Genomic DNA, 25,280 nt, shown 5'->3' on the forward strand with positions numbered 1-25,280 from the left:
CTCGTGCCCGGCGGCGGGGGCCCCCGGCGCCCGGGCCCACCCGCGCGCTGGCGGCCGGGGTGACGGGGGGCCGCCGGGGGGGGGGGGGGGGGCGGGGGGGGGGGGGGGGGCCCCGGCGCCCCCCCGCGGCGCTCTTCGTCCGACGAGTCGGCGTCAGTGGTTGCGGGGGAAGCCCAGGTCGACGCCGATGTGGCCCTCGGAGGGGTCGGGCCAGCGGGTGGTGACGACCTTGCCGCGGGTGTAGAACTGCACGCCGTCGTTGCCGTAGATGTGCAGGTCGCCGAAGAGCGAGTCCTTCCAGCCGCCGAAGGAGTGGTAGCCCACCGGGACCGGGATCGGCACGTTGACGCCGACCATTCCGGCCTCGACCTCCAGCTGGAAGCGGCGTGCGGCGCCGCCGTCGCGGGTGAAGATCGCGGTGCCGTTGCCGAACGGCGAGGAGTTGATGACCGCGAGGCCCTCCTCGTACGTCTCGGCGCGCAGCACGCACAGCACGGGGCCGAAGATCTCGTCCCGGTAGGCGTCGGAGTCCGTGGCGACCTTGTCGAGGAGGGACAGGCCGATCCAGTGGCCGTCCTCGAAACCGTCCACCGTGTAGCCCGTGCCGTCGAGCACGACATCGGCGCCCTGGTCCGCCGCGCCGTGGACGTACGAGGCGACCTTGTCGCGGTGGGCCTTGGTGATGAGCGGGCCCATCTCGGACGTCGGGTCGTTGCCCGGGCCGATCTTGATCTTCTCCGCCCGCTCGCGGATCTTGTCGACGAGCTCGTCGCCGATCGCGCCGACCGCGACGACCGCGGAGATCGCCATGCAGCGCTCGCCCGCGGAACCGTACGCGGCGGAGACGGCGGCGTCCGCGGCCGCGTCCAGGTCCGCGTCCGGGAGGACGAGCATGTGGTTCTTGGCGCCGCCGAGCGCCTGGACGCGCTTGCCGTTGGCGGAGGCGGTGGTGTGGATGTGCCGGGCGATCGGCGTCGAGCCGACGAAGGAGATCGCCGAGACGTCAGGGTGCTCCAGGAGACGGTCCACCGCGACCTTGTCGCCGTGGAGCACGTTGAAGACACCGTCCGGCAGGCCCGCCTCGGCGAGCAGCTCGGCGATCTTCAGCGACGGCGACGGGTCCTTCTCGCTCGGCTTGAGGACGAAGGTGTTGCCGCAGGCGATGGCGAGCGGGAACATCCACATCGGCACCATCGCCGGGAAGTTGAACGGGGTGATGCCGGCGACGACACCGACGGGCTGGCGGATGGACGCCACGTCCACCCGGTTCGACACCTGGGTGGACAGCTCGCCCTTGAGCTGCGTGGTGATCCCACAGGCCAGGTCCACGATCTCCAGACCGCGGGCCACCTCACCGAGCGCGTCCGAATGGACCTTGCCGTGCTCCGCGGTGATCAGCTCGGCGATCGCGTCACGGTTCGCGTCGAGCAGCGCGCGGAAGCGGAAGAGGATGGTGGTGCGCTGGGCCAGGGAGGACGTGCCCCAGGTCTCGTACGCGGCCTTCGCCGCGGCGACCGCCGCGTCGACCTCGTCGACGGAGGCCAGGGCGACCTGCGTGGTCACGGCCCCGGTCGCCGGGTCGGTGACCGGGCCCCAGTTGCCGGACGCGCCCTCGACGGTCTTGCCACCGATCCAGTGGTTGACGGTCTTCGTCATGTCGGAAAGCTCCTTCGGGTCCCTCAGAGATGGCGGCGTCGGGCTGCGACTTGCCGGTCGTACTCACCTCGTGCCTTGACCGCCGACGGGCGGGTCGCGGTCTCGGCCACAGGAACATCCCACCACGCCTGCGCCGGGGGCGCGCCCGACACAGTGTCTGCCGTTTCGGTCTCGGTGTAGACACATGTGGGGCGGTCCGCCTCACGCGCCTCAGCGAGGGCTTCGCGCAGGTCACGCACGGTCTTGGCGCGGATGACCCGCATCCCGAGGGACTCCGCGTTGGCCGCGAGGTCGACCGGGAGCGGCGCTCCCGTGTACGCCCCGTCGGACTCTCTGTAGCGGTAGGCCGTGCCGAACCGCTCGGAGCCGACCGACTCGGACAGTCCGCCGATCGACGCGTATCCGTGGTTCTGCAGGACGACCACCTTGATCGGGATGTTCTCCTGCACCGCGGTCACGATCTCGGTCGGATTCATCAGATACGTACCGTCACCGACGAGCGCCCACACCGGCCGTCCGGGCGCGGCCATCGCGACGCCGATCGCGGCCGGGATCTCGTATCCCATGCACGAGTAGCCGTACTCGACGTGGTACTGGTCGCGGGAGCGGGCGCGCCACAGCTTGTGGAGGTCCCCGGGGAGCGAACCGGCCGCGTTGATCACGATGTCGTCCTCGGTGACCAGGCCGTCGAGCACGCCGAGGACCTGCGGCTGCGTGGGGCGCATGTCCTCGTCCGCCGCCTCGTAGGCGGCGTCGACGCGGTGCTCCCACCGCTCCTTGGCGTCCGTGTACTCCGTCGCGTAGCCGTCCTCCACATGGTGGCCGTGGAGGGAGGCCATGAGGCCGTGGAGGCTCGCCCGGGCGTCCGCGACGAGCGCGAGCGCGGAGAGCTTGTGGGCGTCGAAGCCGGTGATGTTGAGGTTGAGGAAGCGGACTCCGGGACGGGTGAAGAGGGTGGCGGAGGCGGTGGTGAAGTCGGAGTAGCGGGTGCCGACGCCGATGACCAGGTCCGCGGCGCGCGCCAGCTCGTCGGCGGTCGCGGTGCCGGTGTGGCCGATGCCGCCGACGTCCTGCGGATGGTCGTGGCGGAGCGAGCCCTTGCCCGCCTGGGTCGAGGCGACGGGGATGCCGGTGGCCTCGGCCAGCGTCTTCAGGGCCATCTCCGCGCGGCTGTGGTGCACGCCGCCGCCCGCGACGATCAGGGGACGCCGGGCCGACCGTACCGCCGCTGCCGCCGCCGCCAGTTGGTCCGGGTCGGGCTGCGGACGGCCTACGTGCCAGACGCGCTCGGCGAAGAACTCCTCGGGCCAGTCGTACGCCTCCGCCTGCACGTCCTGCGGAAGCGCGAGCGTGACCGCGCCGGTGGCGGCCGGGTCGGTGAGCACCCGCATCGCCGCGAGTGCGGCAGGGATCAGCGCTTCGGGGCGGGTGATCCGGTCGAAGTACGCCGACACCGGGCGCAGGCAGTCGTTGACGGACACGTCGCCCGCGTACGGGACCTCCAGTTGCTGGAGGACCGGGTCGGCGGGGCGGGCCGCGAAGACGTCGCCGGGGAGGAGAAGGACCGGCAGGCGGTTGATGGTGGCGAGGGCGGCGCCGGTGACCAGGTTGGTGGCGCCCGGCCCGATGGAGGTGGTGACGGCGTGGGTGGAGAGCCTGCCCGACTGGCGGGCGTGGCCGACGGCCGCGTGCACCATCGCCTGCTCGTTGCGGCCCTGGAAGTAGGGCATGTCCTCGGCGGATTCGAGGAGGGCCTGGCCGATCCCCGCGACATTGCCGTGGCCGAAGATGCCCCAGGTGGCGCCGATCAGCCGCTGTCTGTGACCGTCGCGCTCGGCGTGCTGACGGGCCAGGAAGCGCACCAGCGCCTGGGCGACGGTCAGCCTCTGTGCGCTCATCGGTAGCCCTCCGTGTGGTCGGGGTGGAAGCAGATCCGCCATTCCCGCTCGGGCCCGGGGCCCGCCATGACGTTCAGGTAGTACATGTCGTGCCCGGGAGCGGCGATGGACGGGCCGTGCCATCCGTCGGGGACGAGGACGGCGTCTCCGCTGCGGACCTCGGCGAGCAGATCGGTGCCGCCCGGGCGGGACGGGGACACCCGCTGATAGCCGAATCCGTGCTCGCCCCGGATCTCGAAGTAGTAGATCTCCTCCAGCTTCGTCTCCTCGCCGGGCCGCTGCTCGTCGTGCTTGTGCGGCGGGTACGACGACCAGTTGCCGCCCGGGGTCAGCACCTCGACGGCGATGAGACGGTCGCAGTCGAAGGAGCCGGCGGCGGCGAAGTTGTTCACCCGGCGGGCGCAGCTGCCCGAGCCCCGGTCCTCGACGGGGACCTCCGGCGCGGGGCCGTGGCGAGCGGGGAGTCGTCGCTCGCATTTCGCTCCTGCCAAAGCGAAGCGGCCTCCCGCGCCGGAGGCGATCTGCGCATGGGCGTCGCGCGGAACGTACGCGAAGTCGGTGACTCCCGCGAACACGCTGTCCCTGCCCAGCAGTTCCATGGTGATGCCTTCGGTCTGCACCGTGCATCCGCCGCTCAGCGGCAGCACGATCCACTCGCTGTCCCCTGTGCCCAGGAGGTGGGAGCCGCCCGGGGGAAGCTCCAGGATCCGCAGCGCGGAGTAGCCCCAGCCCGCCGTCTTGGGATCGATGTCGAGCGCGTACGGCCCGTCGGCCGCGGTACCCGCCCGTACGTGCCTGTCGTGTGCGGTGTCCCTGTGGTCCATGAGTTCTCCGTACCCCCTAGAGCAGCCCTACGGCCGTATCGACCGCTCCCGCGACGTCTCCGTCGACCGGATAGAGCAGCGAACGGCCCACCACCAGACCCTGGACGGTGGGAAGTTGCAGCGCGCCCCGCCACTTCTCGTACGCCGCCGCCTGGCCGTCGGCGGAATCGCCCACGTCACCGCCGAGGAGCACCGCGGGCAGCGTCGAGGTCTCCATCACCTGTGCCATGTCGTCGGGGTCGTCGGTGACGGGAATCTTCAGCCACGTGTACGCCGAGGTGCCGGCGAGGCCCGACGCGATGGCGATGGAGCGGGTGACCGCCTCGGCGGACAGATCGTTGCGCAGGACCCCGTCCACCCGGCGGCAGATGAACGGCTCGACGAAGACCGGCAACCGGTGGGCCGCCATCTCGTCGATGGCGCGGGCGGTGGAGTGGAGAGTGGCGAGGGAACCGGGGTCGTCGTAGTCGATACGGAGGAGCAGCTTCCCCGCGTCGAAGCCGAGCCGGTCGAGGTCCTCCGCGCGGTGACCGGTGAACCGGTCGTCCAGTTCGAAGGCGGCGCCCGCGAGACCGCCCCGGTTCATCGAGCCCATGACGACCTTGTCGTCGAGGGCACCGAGCAGGAGGAGGTCCTCCAGGATGTCGGCCGTGGCGAGGACGCCGTCGACGCCGGGACGCTCCAGCGCGGTGCAGATCCGCTCCAGGAGGCCGAGGCGGTTGGCCATGGCGAGCCGCTGGTCGCCGACGGAGAGCGCGCCTCGGGCCGGATGATCGGCTGCGATGATCATCAGGCGGCCGCTGCTCCCGACGAGCGGGCGCCTGCGCCGGCGGACGGCCGCTTCGGCGACGGCCTCGGGGTGATGAGCCCTGATCCTGACGAGGTCGGCGACATCGACGCGGGTCACGACGCCGCTCCGGACTCCGAAGCCTTCCCGGATTCCGGCGCTGCTCCGGGCGCCGAAGCCTTTCCGGATGTCGTCGCCGGCCCGGATGCCGTCGCCATCCCGGGCCGGGGAGCGGAGGTCGGGTCGGGACCGGGAGTGAGGTCGGGAGCGGAGGTCGGGACGGGACCGGGTGCGTGGCCGTCGAGGAGGGCGTCCACCTCGGCGGCGTAGGGCATCGCCGAGGAGCAGGCGAGCCGGGCGGCGACGATCGCTCCCGCGGCGTTCGCGAACCGCATCACCCGCTCCAACTCCCAGCCGGCCAGCAGTCCGTGCACCATGGCCCCGCCGAACGCGTCTCCCGCACCGAGCCCGTTGACCACATCGACCTCCACCGGTGGAACTTCGGCGGTCGTGCCGTCCCGGCGTACGGCCAGCACCCCCTTCGGCCCCTGCTTCACCACCGCCAGCTCGACTCCCGCCCCGAGCAGCGCCCGGGCCGCGGCGTACGGCTCGCGCTCGCCGGTCGCGATCTCGCACTCGTCGAGATTGCCGACGGCGACGGTCGCATGGGCGAGCGCCCGGGCGTAGTACGGGCGCGCCTCGTCCGGGGCCGTCCGTGCCGTGCCCTCCCAGAACATGGGCCGCCAGTCCAGGTCGAACACGGTCGTCCCGGACTTCGCCCGGTGCTCCAGCGCAGCCAGGGTCGCGGCCCTGCTCGGCTCGGCGCACAGCCCCGTGCCGGTCATCCAGAACACCCGCGCCGAACCGGTCGCCGCCAAGTCCAGCTCATCCTTGTGCAGTTCGAGATCGGGCGCTTTGGGCTGCCGATAGAAGTACAGCGGGAAGTCGTCCGGCGGGAAGATCTCGCAGAAGGTGACGGGCGTCGGCAGCCCCGGCACCGGCGTCACCCAGCGGTCGTCGACCCCGAACTCGCGCAGCGCCTCGTGGAGATACTCCCCGAAGGCGTCCTGCCCGGTGCGGGTGATCACCGCGGTGCGCCGGCCGAGCCGGGCGGCCGCGACCGCCACGTTGGTGGCGGAACCGCCGAGGAACTTCCCGAAGGTGTCGACCCGCGCCAGGGGAACCCCGGTCTGGAGGGGGTAGAGGTCCACTCCGATCCGGCCCATCGTGATCACGTCGTACGGCTGAGGCATACGTGTCCCTTCGGTTCCACGCCCGGCTGTTCCCTGGTCTAGCCCGCCTCCCGGAGCACTGTCAACATTTTGTCCTTACATTCGGACGAAAGCTTGACACCTTTCTCCGGCGGCCGGAAAGCTGACCGCCATGACCTCCTCCGCACCCTCGCTCAACCGCATCCGGATCGGGTCGGCCCCGGACTCCTGGGGCGTGTGGTTCCCCGACGATCCGCAGCAGGTCCCCTGGCAGCGCTTCCTCGACGAAGTCGCTCGGGCCGGTTACGAGTGGATCGAACTCGGCCCCTACGGCTACCTCCCCACCGACCCCGCCCGGCTCGCCGAGGAGACCTCCGCCCGGGGGCTCAAGGTCTCGGCCGGAACCGTCTTCACCGGACTGCACCACGGGCCGGCCGTCTGGGAGAAGACCTGGGCCCATGTCGCCGACATCGCCGCTCTCACCCGCGCGATGGGGGCGGACCATCTCGTCGTCATCCCCTCCTTCTGGCGTGACGACAAGACCGGCGAGGTGCTGGAGGACCGCACCCTCACGGCCGGACAGTGGCGCGACCTCGCCACTCAGACCGAGCGTCTCGGCCAGGAGGTCGGCGACCGGTTCGGGCTGCGGATCGTCGTCCATCCGCACGCGGACACCCATATCGACAGCGAGGACAACGTCAGCCGCTTCCTCGACGCGACCGACCCGGATCTGGTCTCGCTCTGCCTGGACACGGGGCACTACGCCTACTGCGGCGGTGACAGCGTCAAGCTCATCGAGACCTACGGCGAGCGGATCGGCTACCTCCATCTCAAGCAGGTGGACCCGGAGGTCCTCGCCGAAGTGACCGCGAACGAGATGCCGTTCGGCCCTGCCGTGGCCCGTGGTGTGATGTGCGAACCGCCGGCCGGCGTACCCGCCCTGGAGCCGGTGCTGGCAGCGGCCCAGCGGCTCGACGCCGAACTCTTCGCCATCGTCGAGCAGGACATGTACCCCTGCCCTCCGGACAAGCCCTTCCCCATCGCCGAACGCACCCGCCGCTTCCTCCGCTCCTGCGGCGCATGACACCCCGCCAGGCCTGCCACACGGTCGGCGTCGGCCGGGCGGTCGTTGCCGAGCCGTGGCCAACCGACCCCGTCACCCCTTGATCCGCTTTACGTCACAGCAGTCGCCTCCTCGTCACACATGTCTCCGTTACGCGGGGCTTCCGTCACAGGCCCTCAACAGCCCCTCCCCTGTCATCACTCTGCGTCGTTCAACGGACACAGGCTCAGTGATCGCCAACGCCCGCGCCGCAGCTCCCCCGACGGCTCCCTGCCGCCGCTGCGGTGCGCGCAGGGAGGTGCCCCGGATGACGGACAGAAAGCTCTGGTCGTACAAGGAGATCGCCGCACACATCAAGGTGCAGCCGGACACGGTTCGTTCGTACCGCAAGCACGGCCTGCTGCCCCCTCCGGACCATGTGGAAGCGGGCAAGCCCTACTGGTACGCCGACACCATCCGCATCTGGGTGGCCAATCGCCCAGGCAACAGGGGACGAAGGGAGTGAGTTCCCCGGGGCCTTACCCGCAGGCGCTGGGCCGGGGCGTGATGGATCAGCCGCGGGCCGGCTCGATGACCGTCACGCCCGCGCCCGGCGCCTTGCCCATGGCGGACAGAGCGGCGGGTGCGGCATCCAGAGAGATCACCGACGTCACCAGGAGGTCCGGCCGCAACGCCCCGGAACGGACCATCTCCAGCATGGGACCGTAGGCATGCGCGGCCATTCCATGGCTGCCGAGGATCTCCAGCTCCTCCCCGATGACCCGGCCCATCGGCACCACGGGGTCTCCCGCGGCCGACGGCAGCAGACCCACCTGCACATGCCGTCCCCGCCGGCGCAGGCCCTGCACCGAGGCCACGCAGGTGACCTGAGAACCCAGCGCGTCGAGCGAGAGATGAGCGCCGCCGCCCGTCAGCTCACGCACCGCCTCGGCCGTACCGCCCGCGCCGGTGGGAGCCGTGGCGTCCACGCACTCCGTGGCGCCGAACTTCCTTGCCAGCTCCAGGGCCCGGGGCGAGACGTCCACCGCGACGACCCGCGCCCCGCAGGCGGCCGCGATCATCACCGCGGACAGCCCGACCCCGCCACAGCCATGGACCGCGACCCATTCACCCGCGGCCACCCGGCCCTGGGCGACCACGGCACGGAAGGCTGTGGCGAAGCGGCAGCCGAGTCCCGCCGCCGTCGCGAACGACAGTTCCTCGGGCACGCCCACCAGATTGACGTCCGCGTGCTCCAGCGCCACATACTCGGCGAAGGATCCCCAGTGGGTGAATCCGGGCTGCGTCTGGCGCTCACAGACCTGCTGGTCCCCCACCGCACAGGCGGCACACCGGCCGCAGGCGCAGACGAAGGGCACGGTGACCCGGGCCCCTGGCCGCCAGTTGACGACCCCCGGACCGACCGCCTCGATCACTCCTGCCAGCTCATGGCCGGGGACATGCGGAAGGGTGATGTCCGGGTCGTGGCCCATCCAGCCGTGCCAGTCACTGCGGCAGAGGCCGGTGGCCTCGACGCGAACGACCACACCGTGCTCCGACGGCTCCGGGTCAGGCACCTCGCGCACCTCGGCGTCCTGCCCGTACTGCTCGAACACCACAGCCCTCATCGGCCCGGCCCTTCCCTCGCTCCGCCCGTCGGCTCGGCTCGAACCTATCCGCCCACCGGGACGTTGTCCCGGTCCCGGTCACCGTCCCGGCCCTCGACGACGCCTCCCCCGGCGAGGCGCTCCGCCGGGGCCGGCCCGGGTATCTCGCCCTCGCTGAGCCCGAACCGTGCGTGGAAGGCCCGCAGCGGAGCAGGTGCCCACCAGGTGGCCCGTCCCGTCAGCTTCATCACCGACGGCACCAGGAGACTGCGCACCACCATCGCGTCCATGACGACGGCGAGGGCGATCCCGAGGCCGAGCATCTTGGTGTTGGTCACCCGCGAGGCGCCGATCGCGACCATCACCACCGCGAGGATCACGGCCGCGGCCGTGATCAGCCCACCGGTGCGGCGCAGTCCGTGAGCCACGGCGTGCTCGTGGTCGCCCGTCCGGTCGTACTCCTCCTTGATACGGGAGAGCAGGAACACCCCGTAGTCCATGGAGAGTCCGAAGGCGACACAGAACATCAGCACCGGAAGCGTCGTCTCGATGTCGCCGGTGGAGGTGAAGGAGAGCGGCCCGGAGAGGTTCCCCTCCTGGAAGACCCAGACGACGGCACCGAACATCGCCGTGAGACTGAGTCCGTTGAGCACGACGGCCTGGAGCGGGATCAGCACGCTGCCGGTGAGCAGGAAGACCAGCAGCAGCGTGACGACGACGATGATGGCCGCCGCATACGGCAACCGGTCGCCGATCGCGTCCTTGGAATCCACGAGCATCGCCGCCGCGCCGGAGACGGACGTGTCGAACGGGGCCGGCTCCGCACGCAGTTCCCGGACGAGACGCTGGGACTCCTCGCCCACGGCCTCCTCCTCGGGCAGCACCGTGAACACCGCGTGCCCAGCGGAGACGAGCGGTCCGTCCACCCGCAGCACCCCGGGGAGGGCCTCGACACGAGTGCGGTACTCGGTGTACTGCGCGGAGGTGGCCGCACCCTCGGCGAGGACGTCGAGACCGCCGCCTGGGCTACCGGGGAACCCGTCCCTGAGGTGCTGCTGCACGACATGCGACTCGGCGGTCGGCGGCAGCTGACGGTCGTCCGCGGGCCCGAACTTGACTCCCAGGAACGGCAGTCCGAGTAGCACCAGCCCGGCGGAGGTGGCCACGGCGAAGACCGGCGCCCGGCGCATCACCAGGGCCACGAGTCTGCCCCAGCCCGCGCCGTCGGTGTCGCCCGTGGAACCGGAGCCTGCGGCGGAGGGCGACGGAGACGACGAGTCCGTCCGGTCCTTGCTGCCGCGGCGCAGCAGGCGGCGCAGGTCCAGTGCGTTCACCCGCTCACCCAGCAGCATCAGGGCGGCGGGAAGCAACACGAGTGCGGCCGCGGCCGCCAGCAGCACCACCGCGATCCCGGCATAGGCGAACGATCGCAGGAAGTACTGCGGGAAGACCAGCATCGCGGCGAGTGACACGGCCACCGTGAGCGCCGAGAACAGCACCGTACGGCCCGCGGTGCGGAGGGTGGTCCCGATCGCCTCCCGGGTGTCGGCTCCGCCGGCCAGCTCCTCCCGGAATCTGCGCACGATGAACAGGGCGTAGTCGATGGCGAGTCCGAGGCCGAGGGCCGTGGTCAGGTTCTGTGCGAAGACCGAGACATCGGTGAACTCGGTGAGTCCGCGCAGGACCGCGTTCGTCCCCAGGATGGCCACGATGCCGATGCCCAGGGGCAGCAGGGCCGCGACCGCGCTGCCGAAGACCATCACGAGCAGCACCAGGGTCACTGGGAGGGCGATCATCTCGGCCCGGAGCAAGTCCTCCTGGATGATCGTCTGCATGTCGTGCATGACCGCGACGGGGCCGCCGACGGAGACCTTCACCGGGCCGTGCGTGCCCCGGTACTCGGGCGCGATGCGCTCCAGCACCTCGCCGGCGGCCTTCTCGTCGCCTTCTATGCGGGCGGCGATGAGTGCTTCGCGGCCGTCCTCGGCGCGCAGGGCGGGCGACTTGGTCTGCCAGTACGAGCCGACGCCGGTGACGCCCTTCTCACGCGCGAGCCGCTCGGTCAGGCGGGCCGCCTCCGCGGCGACGGCCGGATCGTCCACGCCCGCAGGCCCGCTCGCGACGAGCAGCAGCAGATTGGGCCGCGCGGCCGGGAACTCGCGGTTGAGCACCTCGGTGGCATACGTCGACTGCGCGTCAGGGTCTTCCCATCCCCCGCTGCCCATGCGGTCGGCCACCCCGCTGCCCGCGAACACGACGAGCGCCGTGACGACCAGGGCGAACAGCAGCGACAGCCGTGGTCGCGCCGTGACGAGCCGGGTCCAGCCGCCGAGGCGCGGCCCACTGTTGACATCGGACATGGTGCGGTGTCCCCCCTACGCCGAGACCGTGTTACGCAGTAGGCAGCACGAATCGGCCGTTGCCATAGACTGACAAACACGAGTCTTCGCTCGCGTTTCTCAAGAATGCGAGCGACTACTCGCGTTTGTCAACCCAACCTGGAAAGCCGGGGATTGGTGGTCCACATGCCAGAGGCACCCGACGACGGGGAGCAGGCCAAACCCGCACAGCCGCGCCGCCGCCAGGCCCGGGGCGAGCGCCGCATCGCCCAGCTCCTGGAGGCCGCGGCAGGGGTGTTCTGCCGCAGCGGGTACACCGCCGCCAGCACCAACGCCATCGCCCGCGAGGCAGGCGTCTCTCCCGGCACGCTGTACCAGTTCTTCCCGAACAAGGAGGCCATCGCCGTCGAACTCGGCGGGCGGCTGATGCAGCGCTGGCGCGAGACCCATGGCGCCGCATTCGACGCGCTCGACCCCGCCCTGCCGCTCGACGAGCTGCTGAACTCGGTCCTGGACCCGCTGATCGAGTTCAACTGCGAGAACCCGGCCTTCGCCGTCCTCATGCACGGCTCCGAGATCCCGGGCCGGATCACCGAGGAGCACGACGCCGTCCACTCCGCGCTGCTGGAGCGCGTCGAGGGAATCCTCGGCGACTTCCTTCCGGACGCCGGCCCCGCCGAGCTCAAACGCACGGCGAACATGACGTTCTGCGTGGTCAAGGCGGGACTGGAGCTGATCCTCGCGTACGAGGGGGACGAGAGGAACGCCTACAAGGCGGAGCTGAAAGCGCTGGTGTACCGCTACCTCTCGCCACTCTTCGACGAGACGTCACGGCCGGGCCGGACTCCGATTCATACCCCCTAGGGGTATCATTGGGCGAGAGCCGGGGAGTCCCGTCTTCCCCAGGACTTCCCTGAGGCACCATGACTTCGTTGCACGAAGTGATCGCGAAGCGACACACCCTCGAAGAGGAGAACGCCATGACCGCCGAGACGACGACCGCAACCCCCGCCGCCACCGGCTCCTGCTGCTCGCCCTCCGGTTCCTGCCACGGCGGCGCGGCCGACATCCAGGTCGGCAGCACCGCGGTGTACGAGGTGAAGGGCATGACGTGCGGCCACTGCGAGGGGGCCGTGACCGAGGAGATCTCCAGGATCCCCGGCGTGACGTCCGTCAAGGCGGTCGCCGCGTCCGGCCAGGTCACGGTGGTCTCCGCCGCACCCCTGGAGGAGTCCGCGGTACGCGCCGCGATCGACGAGGCCGGCTACGAGCTGGTCGGCCGGGCCTGATTCCCGCCAGGCCGGGCCGCCCCCATCGGCGGGAGCCCCCCGGTGGGGGCGGCCCGCGCCCGACGCCGGCGTCGCCCACGGTGGCGGCGCCGACATCACCGCCCTCTCGCCGCCCTCATCGAGAGGGGCGAGAAGGACGGGCCGCGCGGCCGCATGAGCGGCAGCATCTGCCGCGCGCGCCACAGCGGCGCACAACGCCCTCCGGCCGCGCGCGAGACGTTCCGTGCCGCCACCCCGGACGGATCCGTTGCCGCCGGCCCTCGCGAACGTCACCCCGGTGGTCACACGATCGTCACCGTCAGGCCTCACGGCGATCAAGGGGGACTCTTTTCGAGACGTCGTCCGCGGCCTCGCGACGCCGCCGCCGACCCCCTCCGACCTGCCGAATCCCATGATCACGGGAATTTCCACGGCTTTCTCGTACGTTTTCGTGGTCAGCAAGAGGCTTCGTCTGCGATCCTTCACGTGGTACACAGGACCTTCACAAAGAGATCCAGATCACAGATATTTGAGGGTAACCATTCGGGCTCTTCGCGAGTCTAAGTGGGCGATGCCAGAGCGTCTTGGGGGACGTTCATGGGATGTCTTGGGGGACGTCCCAGGCAAGCGTTGGCCGGGGCACGTACGACAGGGGAGCTTTGAGCGGCCCTCCCGTAGATACGTACCCCGGCAGACCGCGCGAAGAGCTTCTGCTGGACTACCAGCAGACGCCCGGCCGGATCCCGTGGGGGGAATCCGCACCGGGGATATGGGAAGCGCCCCGCTCGTCGACCCGTGGGGGGATCGGCAGCGGGGCGCTTCTCGTCGTTCCAGGTCCCGGAGTACCTGGACGGGTCAGCGGGCCTCGACCGGGACGAAGTCGCGCAGGACCTCGCCCGTGTAGATCTGGCGCGGGCGGCCGATACGGGAACCCGGCTCCTTGATCATCTCGTGCCACTGGGCGATCCAGCCGGGCAGCCGGCCGAGGGCGAACAGCACCGTGAACATCTCGGTGGGGAAGCCCATGGCCCGGTAGATCAGGCCGGTGTAGAAGTCCACGTTCGGGTAGAGGTTGCGCGAGACGAAGTACTCGTCGGAGAGCGCGTGCTCCTCCAGCTTGAGGGCGATGTCGAGCAGCTCGTCGGACTTGCCCAGCGCCGAGAGGACGTCGTGCGCCGCCGCCTTGATGATCTTGGCGCGGGGATCGAAGCTCTTGTAGACGCGGTGGCCGAAGCCCATCAGGCGAACGCCGTCCTCCTTGTTCTTCACCTTGCGGATGAAGGAGTCGACGTCACCACCGTTGGCCGAGATGCCCTCGAGCATCTCCAGCACCGACTGGTTGGCGCCACCGTGCAGCGGGCCCCACAGGGCGGAGATGCCGGCGGAGATCGAGGCGAACATGTTCGCCTGCGAGGAGCCCACGAGGCGCACGGTGGAGGTCGAGCAGTTCTGCTCGTGGTCCGCGTGCAGGATGAGCAGCTTGTCGAGCGCCGCGACCACGACCGGGTCGAGCTCGTACTCCTGCGCCGGGACCGAGAAGGTCATCCGCAGGAAGTTCTCCACGTACCCGAGGTCGTTACGCGGGTAGACGAAGGGGTGACCGATCGACTTCTTGTAGGCGTACGCCGCGATCGTCGGCAGCTTGGCCAGCAGCCGGATCGTGGAGAGGTGACGCTGCTTCTCGTCGAACGGGTTGTGGCTGTCCTGGTAGAACGTCGACAGCGCGCTGACCACGGAGGACAGCATGGCCATCGGGTGGGCGTCGCGCGGGAAGCCGTCGAAGAACCGCTTGACGTCCTCGTGCAGGAGGGTGTGCTGGGTGATCTCGCCCCGGAAGGCGGCCAGCTCGTCGACGGTCGGCAGCTCACCGTTGATCAGCAGGTACGCCACCTCGAGGAAGGAGGAGCGCTCGGCCAGCTGCTCGATCGGGTAGCCGCGGTAGCGCAGGATGCCCTGCTCGCCGTCGAGGTAGGTGATCGCGGACTTGTAGGCGGCCGTGTTGCCGTACCCGCTGTCCAGGGTCACCAGACCGGTCTGCGCCCGGAGCTTCCCGATGTCGAAGCCCTTGTCACCAACGGTGCTCTCGACCACCGGGTAGGTGTATTCACCGTCCGCGTACCGCAGTACTACAGAGTTGTCGCTCACGTCATCCCTCACCGACGTAGTGCCTCTTCTTCGAGGTGCCCTGACTGTCTCTACCATCCCCCATTTGGCTGAGGAGAGTGCACTCGGGGTCGACCATTCGGCCGCTCGACGGCACTCAGTGCCGTCCAGCCTGCTCATCCTGCCCCCTTCGCCCCGGTTCCGGAAGTGTTAGGTGATCTTTCCCACGAAGCCTCCACCTGCCAGCCGATGGTCGAGTGCGGTAAAACGCCGCCCTGCCGAAACCGTGCGAACCGCCTGCCCTATGGCCTTGCGGGAGCCGACGAGCACCACGAGCCTCTTGGCGCGCGTGACGGCCGTGTAGAGCAGATTGCGCTGGAGCATCATCCAGGCCCCGGTCGTGACCGGGATCACCACGGCCGGATACTCGCTGCCCTGGGAGCGATGGATCGTCACGGCGTAGGCGTGTGCGAGCTCGTCCAGCTCGTCGAAGTCGTACGGCACCTCCTCGTCCTCGTCCGTCAGCACCGTCAGCCGCTGGTCGTCCGGACTGAGCGAGGTGACCACGCCGACCGTGCCGTTGAAGACTCCGTTCTGGCCCTTCTCGTAATTGTTGCGAATCTGGGTGACCTTGTCGCCGACGCGGAACACCCTTCCGCCCAGTCTCTTCTCCGGAAGATCGGGACGGGCGGGAGTGATCGCCTGTTGCAGCAGCCCGTTCAGGGTGCCGGCCCCGGCGGGGCCGCGGTGCATGGGGGCGAGCACCTGCACATCGCGCCGCGGGTCCAGCCCGAAGCGGGCGGGGAGGCGCCGGGCCGCGACGTCCACGGTGAGCCTGCCCGCCTCCTCGGTGTCGTCCTCGACGAAGAGGAAGAAGTCGTCGAGGCCCTGGGTGAGGGGGTGCGACCCGGAGTTGATGCGGTGGGCGTTGGTGACGACCCCGGACTGCTGGGCCTGGCGGAAGATGCGGGTCAGACGGACGGCCGGGACCGGGCTGCCGTCGGCGAGCAGGTCACTGAGCACCTCGCCGGCGCCGACGCTCGGCAGTTGGTCCACATCCCCGACCAGCAGCAGATGCGCGCCCGGGGCCACGGCCTTCACCAGTTTGTTGGCCAGCAGCAGATCCAGCATGGAGGCCTCGTCGACCACGACCAGGTCGGCGTCGAGCGGACGGTCCCTGTCGTACGCCGCGTCGCCGCCCGGCTTCAGTTCCAGGAGCCGGTGCACGGTGGACGCCTCTGCTCCGGTGAGCTCGGCAAGCCGCTTGGCCGCCCGTCCCGTCGGCGCGGCGAGCACCACCTTGGCCCTCTTGGCGCGGGCCAGCTCGACGATCGAGCGCACCGTGAAGGACTTGCCGCAGCCCGGGCCGCCGGTCAGGACCGCGACCTTCCGGGTGAGGGCGAGGCGCACGGCCTGCTCCTGCTCGGGCGCCAGCTCCGCGCCCGTGCGCTCCGAGAGCCAGGCCAGCGCCTTGTCCCAGGCAACGTCCTGGAAGCCCGGCATACGGTCCTCGTCGGTGCGCAGGAGCCGGAGCAGCTGGGCGGACAGGGACAGCTCCGCGCGGTGGAACGGCACCAGATAGACCGCGGTGACCGGATCCCCGCCGTCCGGTCCCGGCACCTGCTCGCGCACGACTCCTTCGGCGTCGGCCGCGAGCTCGGCCAGGCAGTCGATGACCAGGCCCGTGTCGACCTGGAGGAGCTTCACGGAGTCCGCGATGAGCTGCTCCTCCGGGAGGTAGCAGTGACCCTGGTCCGTGGACTGCGACAGGGCGTACTGCAGACCGGCCTTGACCCGGTCGGGGCTGTCGTGGGGTATCCCTACCGCCTGGGCGATCCGGTCGGCGGTGAGGAACCCGATGCCCCAGACGTCCGCCGCCAGGCGGTACGGCTGGTTCTTCACCACGGAGATCGAGGCGTCGTCGTACTTCTTGTAGATCCGCACGGCGATGGAGGTGGAGACGCCCACTCCCTGGAGGAAGACCATGACTTCCTTGATGGCCTTCTGCTCCTCCCACGCGGCGCCGATCATCTTCGTGCGCTTGGGGCCGAGGCCGGGGACCTCGATGAGCTTCTCGGGCTCCTGCTCGATGACGTCGAGGGTGCCCGCGCCGAAGTGGTCGACGATCCGCTCGGCGATTCTGGGGCCGATGCCCTTGATGAGGCCGGAGCCGAGATAGCGGCGGATGCCCTGAACGGTGGCGGGGAGGACCGTCGTGTAGTTCTCGACGGTGAACTGCTTGCCATACTGGGGATGGGAGCCCCAGCGGCCCTCCATCCGCAGTGATTCACCCGGCTGTGCGCCGAGGAGCGAGCCGACGACCGTGAGGAGCTCACCGCCGCCACGACCGGTGTCGACGCGGGCGACCGTGTACCCGTTCTCCTCGTTGGCGTAGGTGATCCGCTCGAGCACCGCTTCGAGCACCGCGGGATTGGACATGAGCCGACGCTACCGCCCGGGTCGGACACCGTGCCGGGCCTGTGGAAAACCTCGCGCGACCGCGTCGGCAACGACATCCGGCGGCATCTGGCGCAGCTCCGGGGCAACTTCAAGGGGCCCGGTCGATCGACCGGGCCCCGCGTACCCCCCGCATTCAGAGCTCCCCGATCCCCCCAGACCCCTCCCCGGGAACCCTGACACCACGTACGACTCACGTCACGCCGGAAGGGTTGCACGACTGCGGGCAGTAATTTTTCCGGAATCTCGAAATGCCGACACAACGGGGCACCCTTAGCGTTTTCGCCATGAGCGACGATTCGTTTCAGCGCGAAGTACTGAACGAGCTCGGGGACGGCGGGCTTCAGGAGATCGCGGACGCGCTCGGTACCGACGCGACCGGGGCGCAGGATGCCGTCGGCACCTCTGTGTCCGCCCTGTCGGGCGGTCTGCGGGAGGCCGCGGCCGAACCGGCACAGGCCGATGAGGTGCGCGAGGCCGTCGGCGAGATCTCCGAACCGCCCCTGGAGGGCGTCGTGACGCTGGGCGGCGGGCTGGGCGGCGGCCTGATGGCGGGAGTCCTCGCCAAGCTGGCCAGGCCCGCCGCCGCCGCGCTCGCCAAGCGGACCGGCATGCCCGTGGCCACGGTCAGCCGGGTCTTCGAGGTGGTGATCCCCGTCGTGGTGACCGTCCTCGCTCAGCGCGCGGCGAGGCGCCGGTCCGCGGGGGCCGCACCCGGTTCCCCCGGTTCACACGGCGCGCCCGGCTCCTCGACGGGCAGCGTGGGCGATGTGCTCGGCGATCTGCTGGGCGGCCCGCGCAAGCCCTGACCGCAGGGGTGAGGGCGCCGCGGGCCACACCGGCAGGGGCGTGGACGCCGGCGGGTGGTGCCGCAGCACCGGCTACACCGCGTGCCGCACGTACCGCATCGCCGTCTCCGACAGGACCTCGACGCCGTCCCGCGCCCACAGCTCGTCGTTGAAGAGTTCCACCTCGATCGGGCCCGTGTAGCCCGCCGCGTCGACCTGTTCGCGCCACGCCCGCAGGTCGACCGCACCGTCGCCCAGCTGACCGCGGCCGTTGAGCACCCCCGCCGGCAACGGAGTGACCCAGTCGGCGAGCTGGAAGGAGTGGATCCGGCCGCCCGCGCCCGCTCGTGCGACTGCCGCGGGCGCCTGGTCGTCCCACCAGATGTGGTACGTGTCCACGACGACACCCACCTGCTCCGCGGGGAACCGCTCCGCGATGTCGAGCGCCTGGGTCAGCGTGGAGACCGCACAGCGGTCGGCCGCGAACATCGGGTGCAGCGGCTCGATCGCGAGGCGGACGCCGTGCTCCTGTGCGTACGGAGCGAGGATGCCGAGTGCGTCCGCGATGCGCTCTCGCGCGCCGGGCAGATCCCGGCTGCCGGGCGGGAGCCCGCCCGAGACCAGGACGAGTGTGTCCGTGCCCAGCGTCGCCGCTTCGACGACGGCCGCGCGGTTGTCCTCCAGTGCCCGGTTCCACTCGTCCGCGTCCGTCGCGGTCAGGAAACCGCCCCGGCACAGCGTGGTGACGGTGAGCCCCGCCTCGCGCACGAGCTTGGCCGCCGCCTCGACGCCGTACGCCTGAACGGGTTCGCGCCAGAGGCCGATCCCGGGGACGCCGAGCCCCAGGCACGCCTCCGTGAGCTCCGGCAGGGTGAGCTGCTTGACGGTCATCTGGTTGATGCTGAACCGGGAGAGTCCGCAGGAGGTACCGGGCCGGCCGGGGGAACCGGCGTCCGCGGTGCGGGGTCGAAGGTGAGGTCGGTCGGTCACTGGGTGGCTCCGTACACCGTGAGCAGGGATGTCATCCGGACTTCGGCCAGCTCCGGGTCCGGGAACAGGCCCAGCCGGTCGGCCAGTTCGTACGCCCGCGCGAGATGGGGCAGCGACCGCGCGGACTGGAGGCCACCCACCATGGTGAAGTGCGACTGGTGGCCCGCCAGCCACGCCAGCAGGACGACTCCCGTCTTGTAGAAGCGGGTCGGCGCCGCGAAGAGATGGCGGGACAGTTCGACGGTCGGGTCGAGCAGTTCGCGGAAACCCTTGGCGTCGCCCGTGTCCAGGACGCGGACCGCTTCGGCGGCCAGCGGTCCCAGGGGGTCGAAGATGCCGAGCAGTGCGTGGCTGAAGCCCTGGTCGTCACCTGCGATCAGCTCGGGGTAGTGGAAGTCGTCGCCCGTGTAGCAGCGCACCCCCTGGGGGAGCCGGCGCCGCAGGTCGATCTCGCGCTGGGCGTCCAGGAGGGAGATCTTGACGCCGTCGACCTTGTCGGGGTGTTCGGCGATCACCTTGAGGAAGGTCTCGGTGGCCACGTCGAGGTCGGTGCTGCCCCAGTAGCCGTCGAGGGCGGGATCGAACATCGGCCCGAGCCAGTGGAGGACGACCGGCTCTGACGCCTGCCTCAGGAGGTGGCCGTAGACGGCGAGATAGTCCTCGGGGCCGCGGGCGGCCGCGGTCAGGGCCCTGGACGCCATGAGGACCGCCTGGGCGCCGCAGTCCTCGACGAGCGCGAGCTGCTCCTCGTACGCCGCGCGGACGGTGGCGAGGCCGGCGGGGCGGTCGGCCGGGACCAGCTGGTCGGTTCCGGCGCCGCACGCGATCCGGCCGCCGACCGCCTTCGCCTCCGACGCCGAGCGCCGGATCAGCTCCGCCGCGCCCGCCCAGTCCAGCCCCATTCCCCGCTGTGCGGTGTCCATCACCTCGGCGACACCGAGCCCGTGCGCCCACAGATGGCGCCGGAAGGCGAGCGTGGCGTCCCAGTCGACGGCGGCCGGTCCGTCCGGGGTCGTGTCCGCGTACGGATCCGCGACGACGTGTGCCGCCGAGAAGACCGTACGGGAGACGAGCGGAGCACTGCCTACTCCGTAGGCAGTGCGTTCGGTGCGCGGCTCGTACGTACGGAAGGTGCCGTCCGCGCCGGGGAGTCGGATCGTCACAGGGTCAGCTCCGGCACGTCGAAACGGCGCCCCTCCGCGGACGACTTCAGCCCCAGCTCGGCGAGCTGGACGCCCCGCGCGCCCGCGAGCAGATCCCAGGTGTAGGGCTCCCCCAGGGCGACGTGCTTCAGGAACAGCTCCCACTGCGCCTTGAAGCCGTTGTCGAAGACGGTGTTGTCGGGCACTTCCTGCCACTGGTCGCGGAAGGACTCGGTGGCGGGCAGGTCCGGGTTCCACACGGGCTTCGGTGTGGCACTGCGGTGCTGGACACGGCAGCGGCGCAGCCCCGCGACGGCCGATCCGTGCGTACCGTCCACCTGGAACTCGACGAGTTCGTCGCGGTTCACACGGACCGTCCACGAGGAGTTGATCTGGGCGACGGCCCCGCTCTCCAGCTGGAAGACGGCGTACGCCGCGTCGTCGGCGGTCGCCTCGTACGGCTTGCCGCGCTCGTCCCAGCGCTGCGGGACGTGTGTCACGACGTGCGCCTGAACGCTCGTCACCCGGCCGAAGAGCTCGTGGAGTACGTACTCCCAGTGCGGGAACATGTCGACGACGATGCCGCCGCCGTCCTCGGAGCGGTAGTTCCAGGAGGGACGCTGGGCCTCCTGCCAGTCGCCCTCGAAGACCCAGTAGCCGAACTCTCCGCGCACGGAGAGGATCTCGCCGAAGAAGCCCCCTTCCACCAGGCGCTTCAGCTTCAGCAGTCCCGGCAGGAAGATCTTGTCCTGGACGACGCCGTGCTTGATGCCGGCGGCCTGCGCGAGGCGGGCCAGTTCGAGGGCGCCCTCCACGTCGGTCGCGGTGGGCTTCTCCGTGTAGATGTGCTTGCCGGCGGCGATCGCCTTCCTGATGGCGCCGACCCGGGCGGAGGTGACCTGCGCGTCGAAGTAGATGTCGATCGTCTCGTCGGCGAGGACCGCGTCCAGGTCCGTGGACCACTCGGTCAGCCCGTGGCGCTCGGCGATCTCCCGCAGAGCCGGCTCGCGGCGGCCGACGAGGACCGGCTCGGGCCACAGCACCCCGCCGTCACCGAGGTCGAGACCGCCCTGCTCACGGATCGCGAGGAGCGAGCGCACCAGGTGCTGCCGGTATCCCATCCGCCCCGTGACGCCGTTCATGGCGATCCGCACTGTCCTGCGTGTCACGAAGTTGCCTCCATGTTTCCTCGATACGGCAGCGAAACGGTTATAGCAAGCGCTTTCTATACGCTATGACGCTAGCCTGCGGACAGCAGCCCGGACAAGGGCCTGGCGAGATCTCCCTCGGAGGAAAGCGATGACAGTCACGCTGGCTGATGTGGCGGCCCGCGCCCGGGTGTCCCCGGCCACCGTCTCCAGGGTTCTCAACGGCAACTACCCGGTCGCCGCGTCGACACGGGAACGGGTGCTCCGTGCGGTGGACGAACTCGACTACGTGCTCAACGGACCGGCCAGTTCACTCGCCGCCGCCACGTCCGACCTGGTCGGAATCCTCGTGAACGACATCGCCGACCCGTTCTTCGGGATCATGGCCGGGGCGGCTCAGACCGCGATCGGCGAGGGCGCGTCGGGCCGGGCCGGCGGCGAGAAGCTCGCGGTCGTATGCAACACGGGCGGCTCGCCGGAGCGCGAACTGACCTATCTCACGCTGCTGCAACGGCAGCGGGCAGCGGCGGTCGTCCTCACCGGAGGGGCGCTGGAGGACCCGGCCCACATCGCCGCGATGTCGGCGAAGCTGGCGAGGCTCGCGGACGCGGGCACGACGGTGGTGCTGTGCGGCCGGCCGCCCATGTCCGGCGGCGCCGTCACGGCGACCCTCACCTTCGACAACCGGGGCGGCGGGCGCCGGCTCGCCGAACACCTGATCACGCTCGGCCACCGGCGGATCGGGTACGTCGCGGGCCCGGCGGAACGGACGACGACCCGGCACCGGCTGGAGGGCCACCGGGCGGCGCTGGCCGCGGTGAGCGCCGCCGGCGGTGCGGACGGCGGCGCCGGGACCGGGCCCGTGCCCGACGATCAGGATCGGCTCACGATCCACGGCCCCTACGACCGCCGTTCGGGTTACGACGCCACGCTGGAACTGCTGCGCCGGGATCCGGACCTGACCGCGATCGTCGCGGCCAACGACACCGTGGCACTGGGTGCCTGCGCGGCCGTGCGGGATCTGGGACTGCGCATTCCGGAAGACGTCTCGGTGGCCGGCTTCGACGATCTGCCGTTCTCGGTGGACGCGGTGCCGGCACTGACGACGGTGCGGCTGCCGTTGCACGAGGCGGGGGTGCGGGCGGGCCGGCTCGCCATGGGCAAGGAGGCCCCGCCGCCGGGCGGTATCGCGACGATCGGTGCCGAGCTGATGGCGCGGGAGTCGACGGCGCCACCGCGCAAGCTCTGACCTGCCGGTTTCCACCCTGACAGGGCGGGCAGGCCGGACTTTTCCACAGGCCTTGCCGGGGGTTGACGCCTGAACCTAACCTTGACTCAGTCAAAGGAAAGGTCGGGGCACGTCATGGCCGTTCACGAGATCCGCGCCTTCAACCGCTTCTACACGAACCTCATCGGCGCACTCGACTACAGCAAGCACCTCTACACGCCGTACACGCTCACGGAGTCGCGGGTGCTCTACGAGCTGGCCCATGCCCCGCGCACCGACGCCGCCGACCTCAGGCTGGAGCTGTCCCTGGACGCGGGCTACCTGAGCCGGCTGCTCGGCAAGTTCGAGCGCGACGGGCTGGTCGAGCGCTCCCCTTCCGCGGTGGACTCGCGTCGCCAGCGCATCACCTTGACGACGCGCGGGCGCGAGGCGACCGCGCTGCTGGACGAGCGGTCCCGGGAGGCCGTGGGCAAGCTCGTGGCCGCCGTGCCCGCGGACGACCGGCCCCGTCTGACGGAGGCGATGCGCACGGTGCGGGACATACTGGCCGAGGCCAGGCCCGACCAGGGAGCGCGCGGCGAGGGTCCGGTGCTGCGTGATCCCGCACCCGGCGACCTGGGCTGGATCGTCCAGCGCCACGGCGCGCTCTACGCCGCCGAGTACGGGTGGAACACGGACTTCGAAGGCCTGGTCGCCCGAATAGTCGCCGACTTCGCCCAGGACCACGACCCGCATCTGGAGCGCGTGTGGATAGCCGAGCTGGACGGCCGCCCGGTCGGCTCGGTGATGTGTGTGCGGGACGAGGCGCCGGCCACCGCACGGTTGAGGCTGCTCCTGGTCGAGCCCTCGGCACGCGGACACCGCCTCGGAGAACGACTGGTGGGCGCCGTCGTGGATTTCGCCCGTGAGGTGGGATACCGGGAGCTGGTGCTCTGGACCAACGATGTCCTGGCCTCCGCCCGCAGGATCTATCAGCGCGCCGGGTTCACTCTCGTCGCGGAGGAACCGCACCGCTCGTACGGGGCCGATCTCGTCGGCCAGGACTGGCGGCTTCCCCTCCAGGAAGGATCACCCAAGTGAAGTTCGCGTTCTCGACCCTCGGTGTCCCCGGTATGCCCGTCTCCGAGGTGGCCGACCTCGCCGTCACGACCGGCTGTCACGGCGTGGAGCTGCGCACCCATCCGGAGGAGCCGGTGCACCTGCGGATAGGGGCGCGTGAACGGGCGGCGGTGCGGGAGGAGTTCGCCCGGGCCGGAGTGGAGATCCTGACGGTCGCCGGTTACGCACGGGTGGCGGCCGCGGGCGACGAGGAGGCCGTGGCCGAAGAGCTTTCGGAACTGGTCTGGCTGGCCAGGGACTTGGGAGCGTCCTTCGTGCGGGTCTTCCCCGGCGGCGGCGACCAGGATCCGGAGACCGCGGACGCGACGGCAGCCCGCCGGCTCGCCCTCGCGGCGGAGACCGCGGCCGACGCGGGGGTGCGGATCGCGCTGGAGACCCACGACTCCCACCGCACGGGCGCGGCGGTGTCCCGCGTCGTCGGCCGGGTCGGCCACAGGCAGGTGAGCGCGCTGTGGGACGTCATGCATCCCTGGCTGGGGCATGAGCGGCCCGCAGCCACCCATGCGGCGCTGAGTCCCTATCTCGGCTATCTCCAGGTCAAGGACATCGCCTCGGCGGAAGACCTGACCCCGCTGCCGCTCGGAGCCGGTGTGCTGCCGCTCGCGGAGTGCCTGGCGCTCACCGGCGACGACGGCTGGGTCTGCTGGGAGTACGAGAAGCGCTGGCACCCGGACGCGGAGGACCTGCCGGGGATACTGGCGGCGGGGCGGGAGCATCTGGAGTCACTGGCCCACGCCTGACGCACACCGGCCCACGCCCTGCGCACCGGGGCGAGCATGGTGACGGCGCCATGCTCCGGCGGGACACCGTGGGCACGGCACCCCCTGCCGGGCACCGCCGAGCGGGCACATCGGAGAGATCACCCGCGGAGCCGGCGCAGTAGGCTGATCTCCATCGGCGACCCGTGGAGAACGCCAGTGAGCCACCGCCCTGAGGACCCGCAGCATCAGGACCCCGCCGTCATCGGCTGGAGCCACGGCGACCATGCCGTCCGCTGGTCGCACGCGGACCGGACGGTGGAGAAGGAGTTCGCCGGCCCCACGCAGGCCGCACTGGCGTGGGGCAGCCGGATCCTCGTGGTCGAGGCGCTGGACGACACGCCGTACACCCCCACGGACAACGCGGTCGTGTACGAGGCCGACGGGACGGAGCTGGTCCGGCTGAGGCCGCCGCGGGACCTGGTCGCCGAGCCGTCGTGGGTGTTCGGGTTCTTCACGGCGCACCTGGACAGCGAGGGGCGGCCGGTGCTGGTGATCGCGACCCAGGTCGGGGACTTCTGGGGGCATCCGGACCTGGCGACGGGCACGGTCGTCGACGTACAGGAGTGGCGCTGAGACCGGAGGGACACAGCGGGGTGCACAGGGCCACAGCGGAATGAAAGGGCCGCATCCGCACCATCCACACCTTCGTCAGGAAACCCAAGAACCTTCGCAAGACGGGAACCCGTGACGCCTCCTCGGCGTCCAAGTGCCGTGCTGCCGGTGAGTCACCGCAGAGCGGCGTCGGCCTCGTTGCCGGCGCGATCGCTGACTCCCTCTCCAGCCGTCTGCGGCCTGCGGCACGCCGCCACCGGTGCGCCCCCTCCCCTGCTCCGGTGGCGGCCCCTCGTCGGCGTTCCCGCCCCCAACCACCCCGTCCCGCGCGCCCGTCCAGCCGAATCCCTTGACTGGCAG

At 70.7% G+C, this 25,280-nt stretch carries 21 protein-coding genes; 9 read left to right on the top strand and 12 right to left on the bottom strand.

The annotated features are described in order from the left end of the window. Window positions 1-153: 153 nt before the first annotated feature. Genes mmsA through iolC form a run of 5 tightly spaced genes read right to left on the bottom strand, consistent with a single transcriptional unit; the run spans window position 154 to window position 6,418 of the window. Window positions 154-1,656, bottom strand: a complete 1,503-nt coding sequence (gene mmsA, locus ACIQMR_RS21715; RefSeq protein WP_401389621.1) for a CoA-acylating methylmalonate-semialdehyde dehydrogenase — start codon at window positions 1,654-1,656, stop codon at window positions 154-156. A gap of 23 nt (window positions 1,657-1,679) precedes the next feature. Beyond that, a complete protein-coding gene (gene iolD, locus ACIQMR_RS21720) occupies window positions 1,680-3,554 on the bottom strand; it encodes a 3D-(3,5/4)-trihydroxycyclohexane-1,2-dione acylhydrolase (decyclizing) (RefSeq protein ID WP_401389624.1) in 1,875 nt (624 codons plus the stop codon). Then, complete coding sequence (iolB, locus tag ACIQMR_RS21725) at window positions 3,551-4,378, bottom strand: 5-deoxy-glucuronate isomerase (protein ID WP_401389627.1); 828 nt, start codon at window positions 4,376-4,378, stop codon at window positions 3,551-3,553. The genes iolD and iolB overlap by 4 nt, the downstream gene beginning before the upstream one ends. Before the next feature lie 16 nt (window positions 4,379-4,394). Then, complete coding sequence (locus tag ACIQMR_RS21730; protein WP_401389630.1) at window positions 4,395-5,285, bottom strand: deoxyribose-phosphate aldolase; 891 nt, start codon at window positions 5,283-5,285, stop codon at window positions 4,395-4,397. Then, window positions 5,282-6,418 carry a 5-dehydro-2-deoxygluconokinase gene (gene iolC / locus ACIQMR_RS21735; protein ID WP_401389633.1) on the bottom strand — a complete coding sequence of 379 codons (1,137 nt, stop codon included), beginning with the start codon at window positions 6,416-6,418 and terminating at the stop codon, window positions 5,282-5,284. The genes ACIQMR_RS21730 and iolC overlap by 4 nt, the downstream gene beginning before the upstream one ends. Before the next feature lie 130 nt (window positions 6,419-6,548). Here iolC and ACIQMR_RS21740 point away from each other — a divergent pair, with 130 nt between their 5' ends. Together ACIQMR_RS21740 and ACIQMR_RS21745 are read left to right on the top strand one after the other, a co-directional pair. Next, complete coding sequence (locus ACIQMR_RS21740; RefSeq protein WP_401389636.1) at window positions 6,549-7,460, top strand: sugar phosphate isomerase/epimerase family protein; 912 nt, start codon at window positions 6,549-6,551, stop codon at window positions 7,458-7,460. Between the two features lie 286 nt (window positions 7,461-7,746). Next, window positions 7,747-7,944, top strand: a complete 198-nt coding sequence (locus tag ACIQMR_RS21745) for an AlpA family transcriptional regulator (protein WP_266374085.1) — start codon at window positions 7,747-7,749, stop codon at window positions 7,942-7,944. Window positions 7,945-7,990: 46 nt separating this feature from the next. Here ACIQMR_RS21745 and ACIQMR_RS21750 read toward each other — a convergent pair whose 3' ends face one another. Both ACIQMR_RS21750 and ACIQMR_RS21755 read right to left on the bottom strand, forming a co-directional pair. Beyond that, the gene (locus tag ACIQMR_RS21750) at window positions 7,991-9,046 is read right to left on the bottom strand and encodes a zinc-dependent alcohol dehydrogenase family protein (RefSeq protein WP_401389639.1); all 1,056 of its coding nucleotides are present in this window, start codon (window positions 9,044-9,046) and stop codon (window positions 7,991-7,993) included. A 44-nt stretch (window positions 9,047-9,090) separates the two neighbouring features. Further along, window positions 9,091-11,385 (bottom strand): MMPL family transporter, encoded by a 2,295-nt coding sequence (locus ACIQMR_RS21755; protein ID WP_401389642.1) that lies wholly within the window; start codon window positions 11,383-11,385, stop codon window positions 9,091-9,093. 165 nt (window positions 11,386-11,550) lie between these two features. Here ACIQMR_RS21755 and ACIQMR_RS21760 point away from each other — a divergent pair, with 165 nt between their 5' ends. Next, window positions 11,551-12,228: a TetR family transcriptional regulator gene (locus tag ACIQMR_RS21760; protein WP_401389645.1), complete on the top strand. Its 678-nt coding sequence runs from the start codon at window positions 11,551-11,553 to the stop codon at window positions 12,226-12,228. Window positions 12,229-12,344: 116 nt separating this feature from the next. Further along, the gene (locus ACIQMR_RS21765) at window positions 12,345-12,653 is read left to right on the top strand and encodes a heavy-metal-associated domain-containing protein (RefSeq protein WP_401390297.1); all 309 of its coding nucleotides are present in this window, start codon (window positions 12,345-12,347) and stop codon (window positions 12,651-12,653) included. Between the two features lie 834 nt (window positions 12,654-13,487). Here the strand turns inward: ACIQMR_RS21765 and ACIQMR_RS21770 are convergent. Together ACIQMR_RS21770 and ACIQMR_RS21775 are read right to left on the bottom strand one after the other, a co-directional pair. After that, a complete protein-coding gene (locus ACIQMR_RS21770) occupies window positions 13,488-14,777 on the bottom strand; it encodes a citrate synthase (RefSeq protein WP_266374077.1) in 1,290 nt (429 codons plus the stop codon). A gap of 168 nt (window positions 14,778-14,945) precedes the next feature. Then, window positions 14,946-17,174, bottom strand: a complete 2,229-nt coding sequence (locus tag ACIQMR_RS21775; protein ID WP_401389649.1) for an ATP-dependent RecD-like DNA helicase — start codon at window positions 17,172-17,174, stop codon at window positions 14,946-14,948. A 305-nt stretch (window positions 17,175-17,479) separates the two neighbouring features. Between ACIQMR_RS21775 and ACIQMR_RS21780 the strand changes: the two genes are divergently transcribed. After that, a complete protein-coding gene (locus ACIQMR_RS21780; protein ID WP_401389652.1) occupies window positions 17,480-18,001 on the top strand; it encodes a DUF937 domain-containing protein in 522 nt (173 codons plus the stop codon). Between the two features lie 72 nt (window positions 18,002-18,073). Here ACIQMR_RS21780 and ACIQMR_RS21785 read toward each other — a convergent pair whose 3' ends face one another. From ACIQMR_RS21785 to ACIQMR_RS21795, 3 genes are all read right to left on the bottom strand, one after another. Beyond that, window positions 18,074-18,871, bottom strand: a complete 798-nt coding sequence (locus ACIQMR_RS21785) for a sugar phosphate isomerase/epimerase family protein (RefSeq protein ID WP_401389655.1) — start codon at window positions 18,869-18,871, stop codon at window positions 18,074-18,076. Window positions 18,872-18,966: 95 nt separating this feature from the next. Next, entirely contained in the window at window positions 18,967-20,133 is a 1,167-nt protein-coding gene (locus tag ACIQMR_RS21790) for a dihydrodipicolinate synthase family protein (RefSeq protein WP_401389658.1), read from the bottom strand. Continuing rightward, the gene (locus ACIQMR_RS21795) at window positions 20,130-21,281 is read right to left on the bottom strand and encodes a Gfo/Idh/MocA family protein (protein WP_401389661.1); all 1,152 of its coding nucleotides are present in this window, start codon (window positions 21,279-21,281) and stop codon (window positions 20,130-20,132) included. Before ACIQMR_RS21795 ends, ACIQMR_RS21790 begins: the two co-directional genes overlap by 4 nt. Before the next feature lie 130 nt (window positions 21,282-21,411). Here ACIQMR_RS21795 and ACIQMR_RS21800 point away from each other — a divergent pair, with 130 nt between their 5' ends. The 4 genes from ACIQMR_RS21800 (at window position 21,412) to ACIQMR_RS21815 (ending at window position 24,941) form a co-directional block, all read left to right on the top strand. Next, complete coding sequence (locus ACIQMR_RS21800; protein ID WP_401389664.1) at window positions 21,412-22,509, top strand: LacI family DNA-binding transcriptional regulator; 1,098 nt, start codon at window positions 21,412-21,414, stop codon at window positions 22,507-22,509. Window positions 22,510-22,623: 114 nt separating this feature from the next. Then, the gene (locus ACIQMR_RS21805) at window positions 22,624-23,568 is read left to right on the top strand and encodes a GNAT family N-acetyltransferase (RefSeq protein WP_401389667.1); all 945 of its coding nucleotides are present in this window, start codon (window positions 22,624-22,626) and stop codon (window positions 23,566-23,568) included. Beyond that, window positions 23,565-24,347 (top strand): sugar phosphate isomerase/epimerase family protein, encoded by a 783-nt coding sequence (locus ACIQMR_RS21810; protein WP_401389670.1) that lies wholly within the window; start codon window positions 23,565-23,567, stop codon window positions 24,345-24,347. The genes ACIQMR_RS21805 and ACIQMR_RS21810 overlap by 4 nt, the downstream gene beginning before the upstream one ends. A 177-nt stretch (window positions 24,348-24,524) precedes the next feature. Then, window positions 24,525-24,941 (top strand): hypothetical protein, encoded by a 417-nt coding sequence (locus ACIQMR_RS21815; protein ID WP_401389672.1) that lies wholly within the window; start codon window positions 24,525-24,527, stop codon window positions 24,939-24,941. The last annotated feature ends 339 nt before the right edge of the window (window positions 24,942-25,280 follow it).

This window comes from Streptomyces sp. NPDC091376, assembly GCF_044757085.1.
Taxonomy (GTDB): domain Bacteria; phylum Actinomycetota; class Actinomycetes; order Streptomycetales; family Streptomycetaceae; genus Streptomyces; species Streptomyces pratisoli.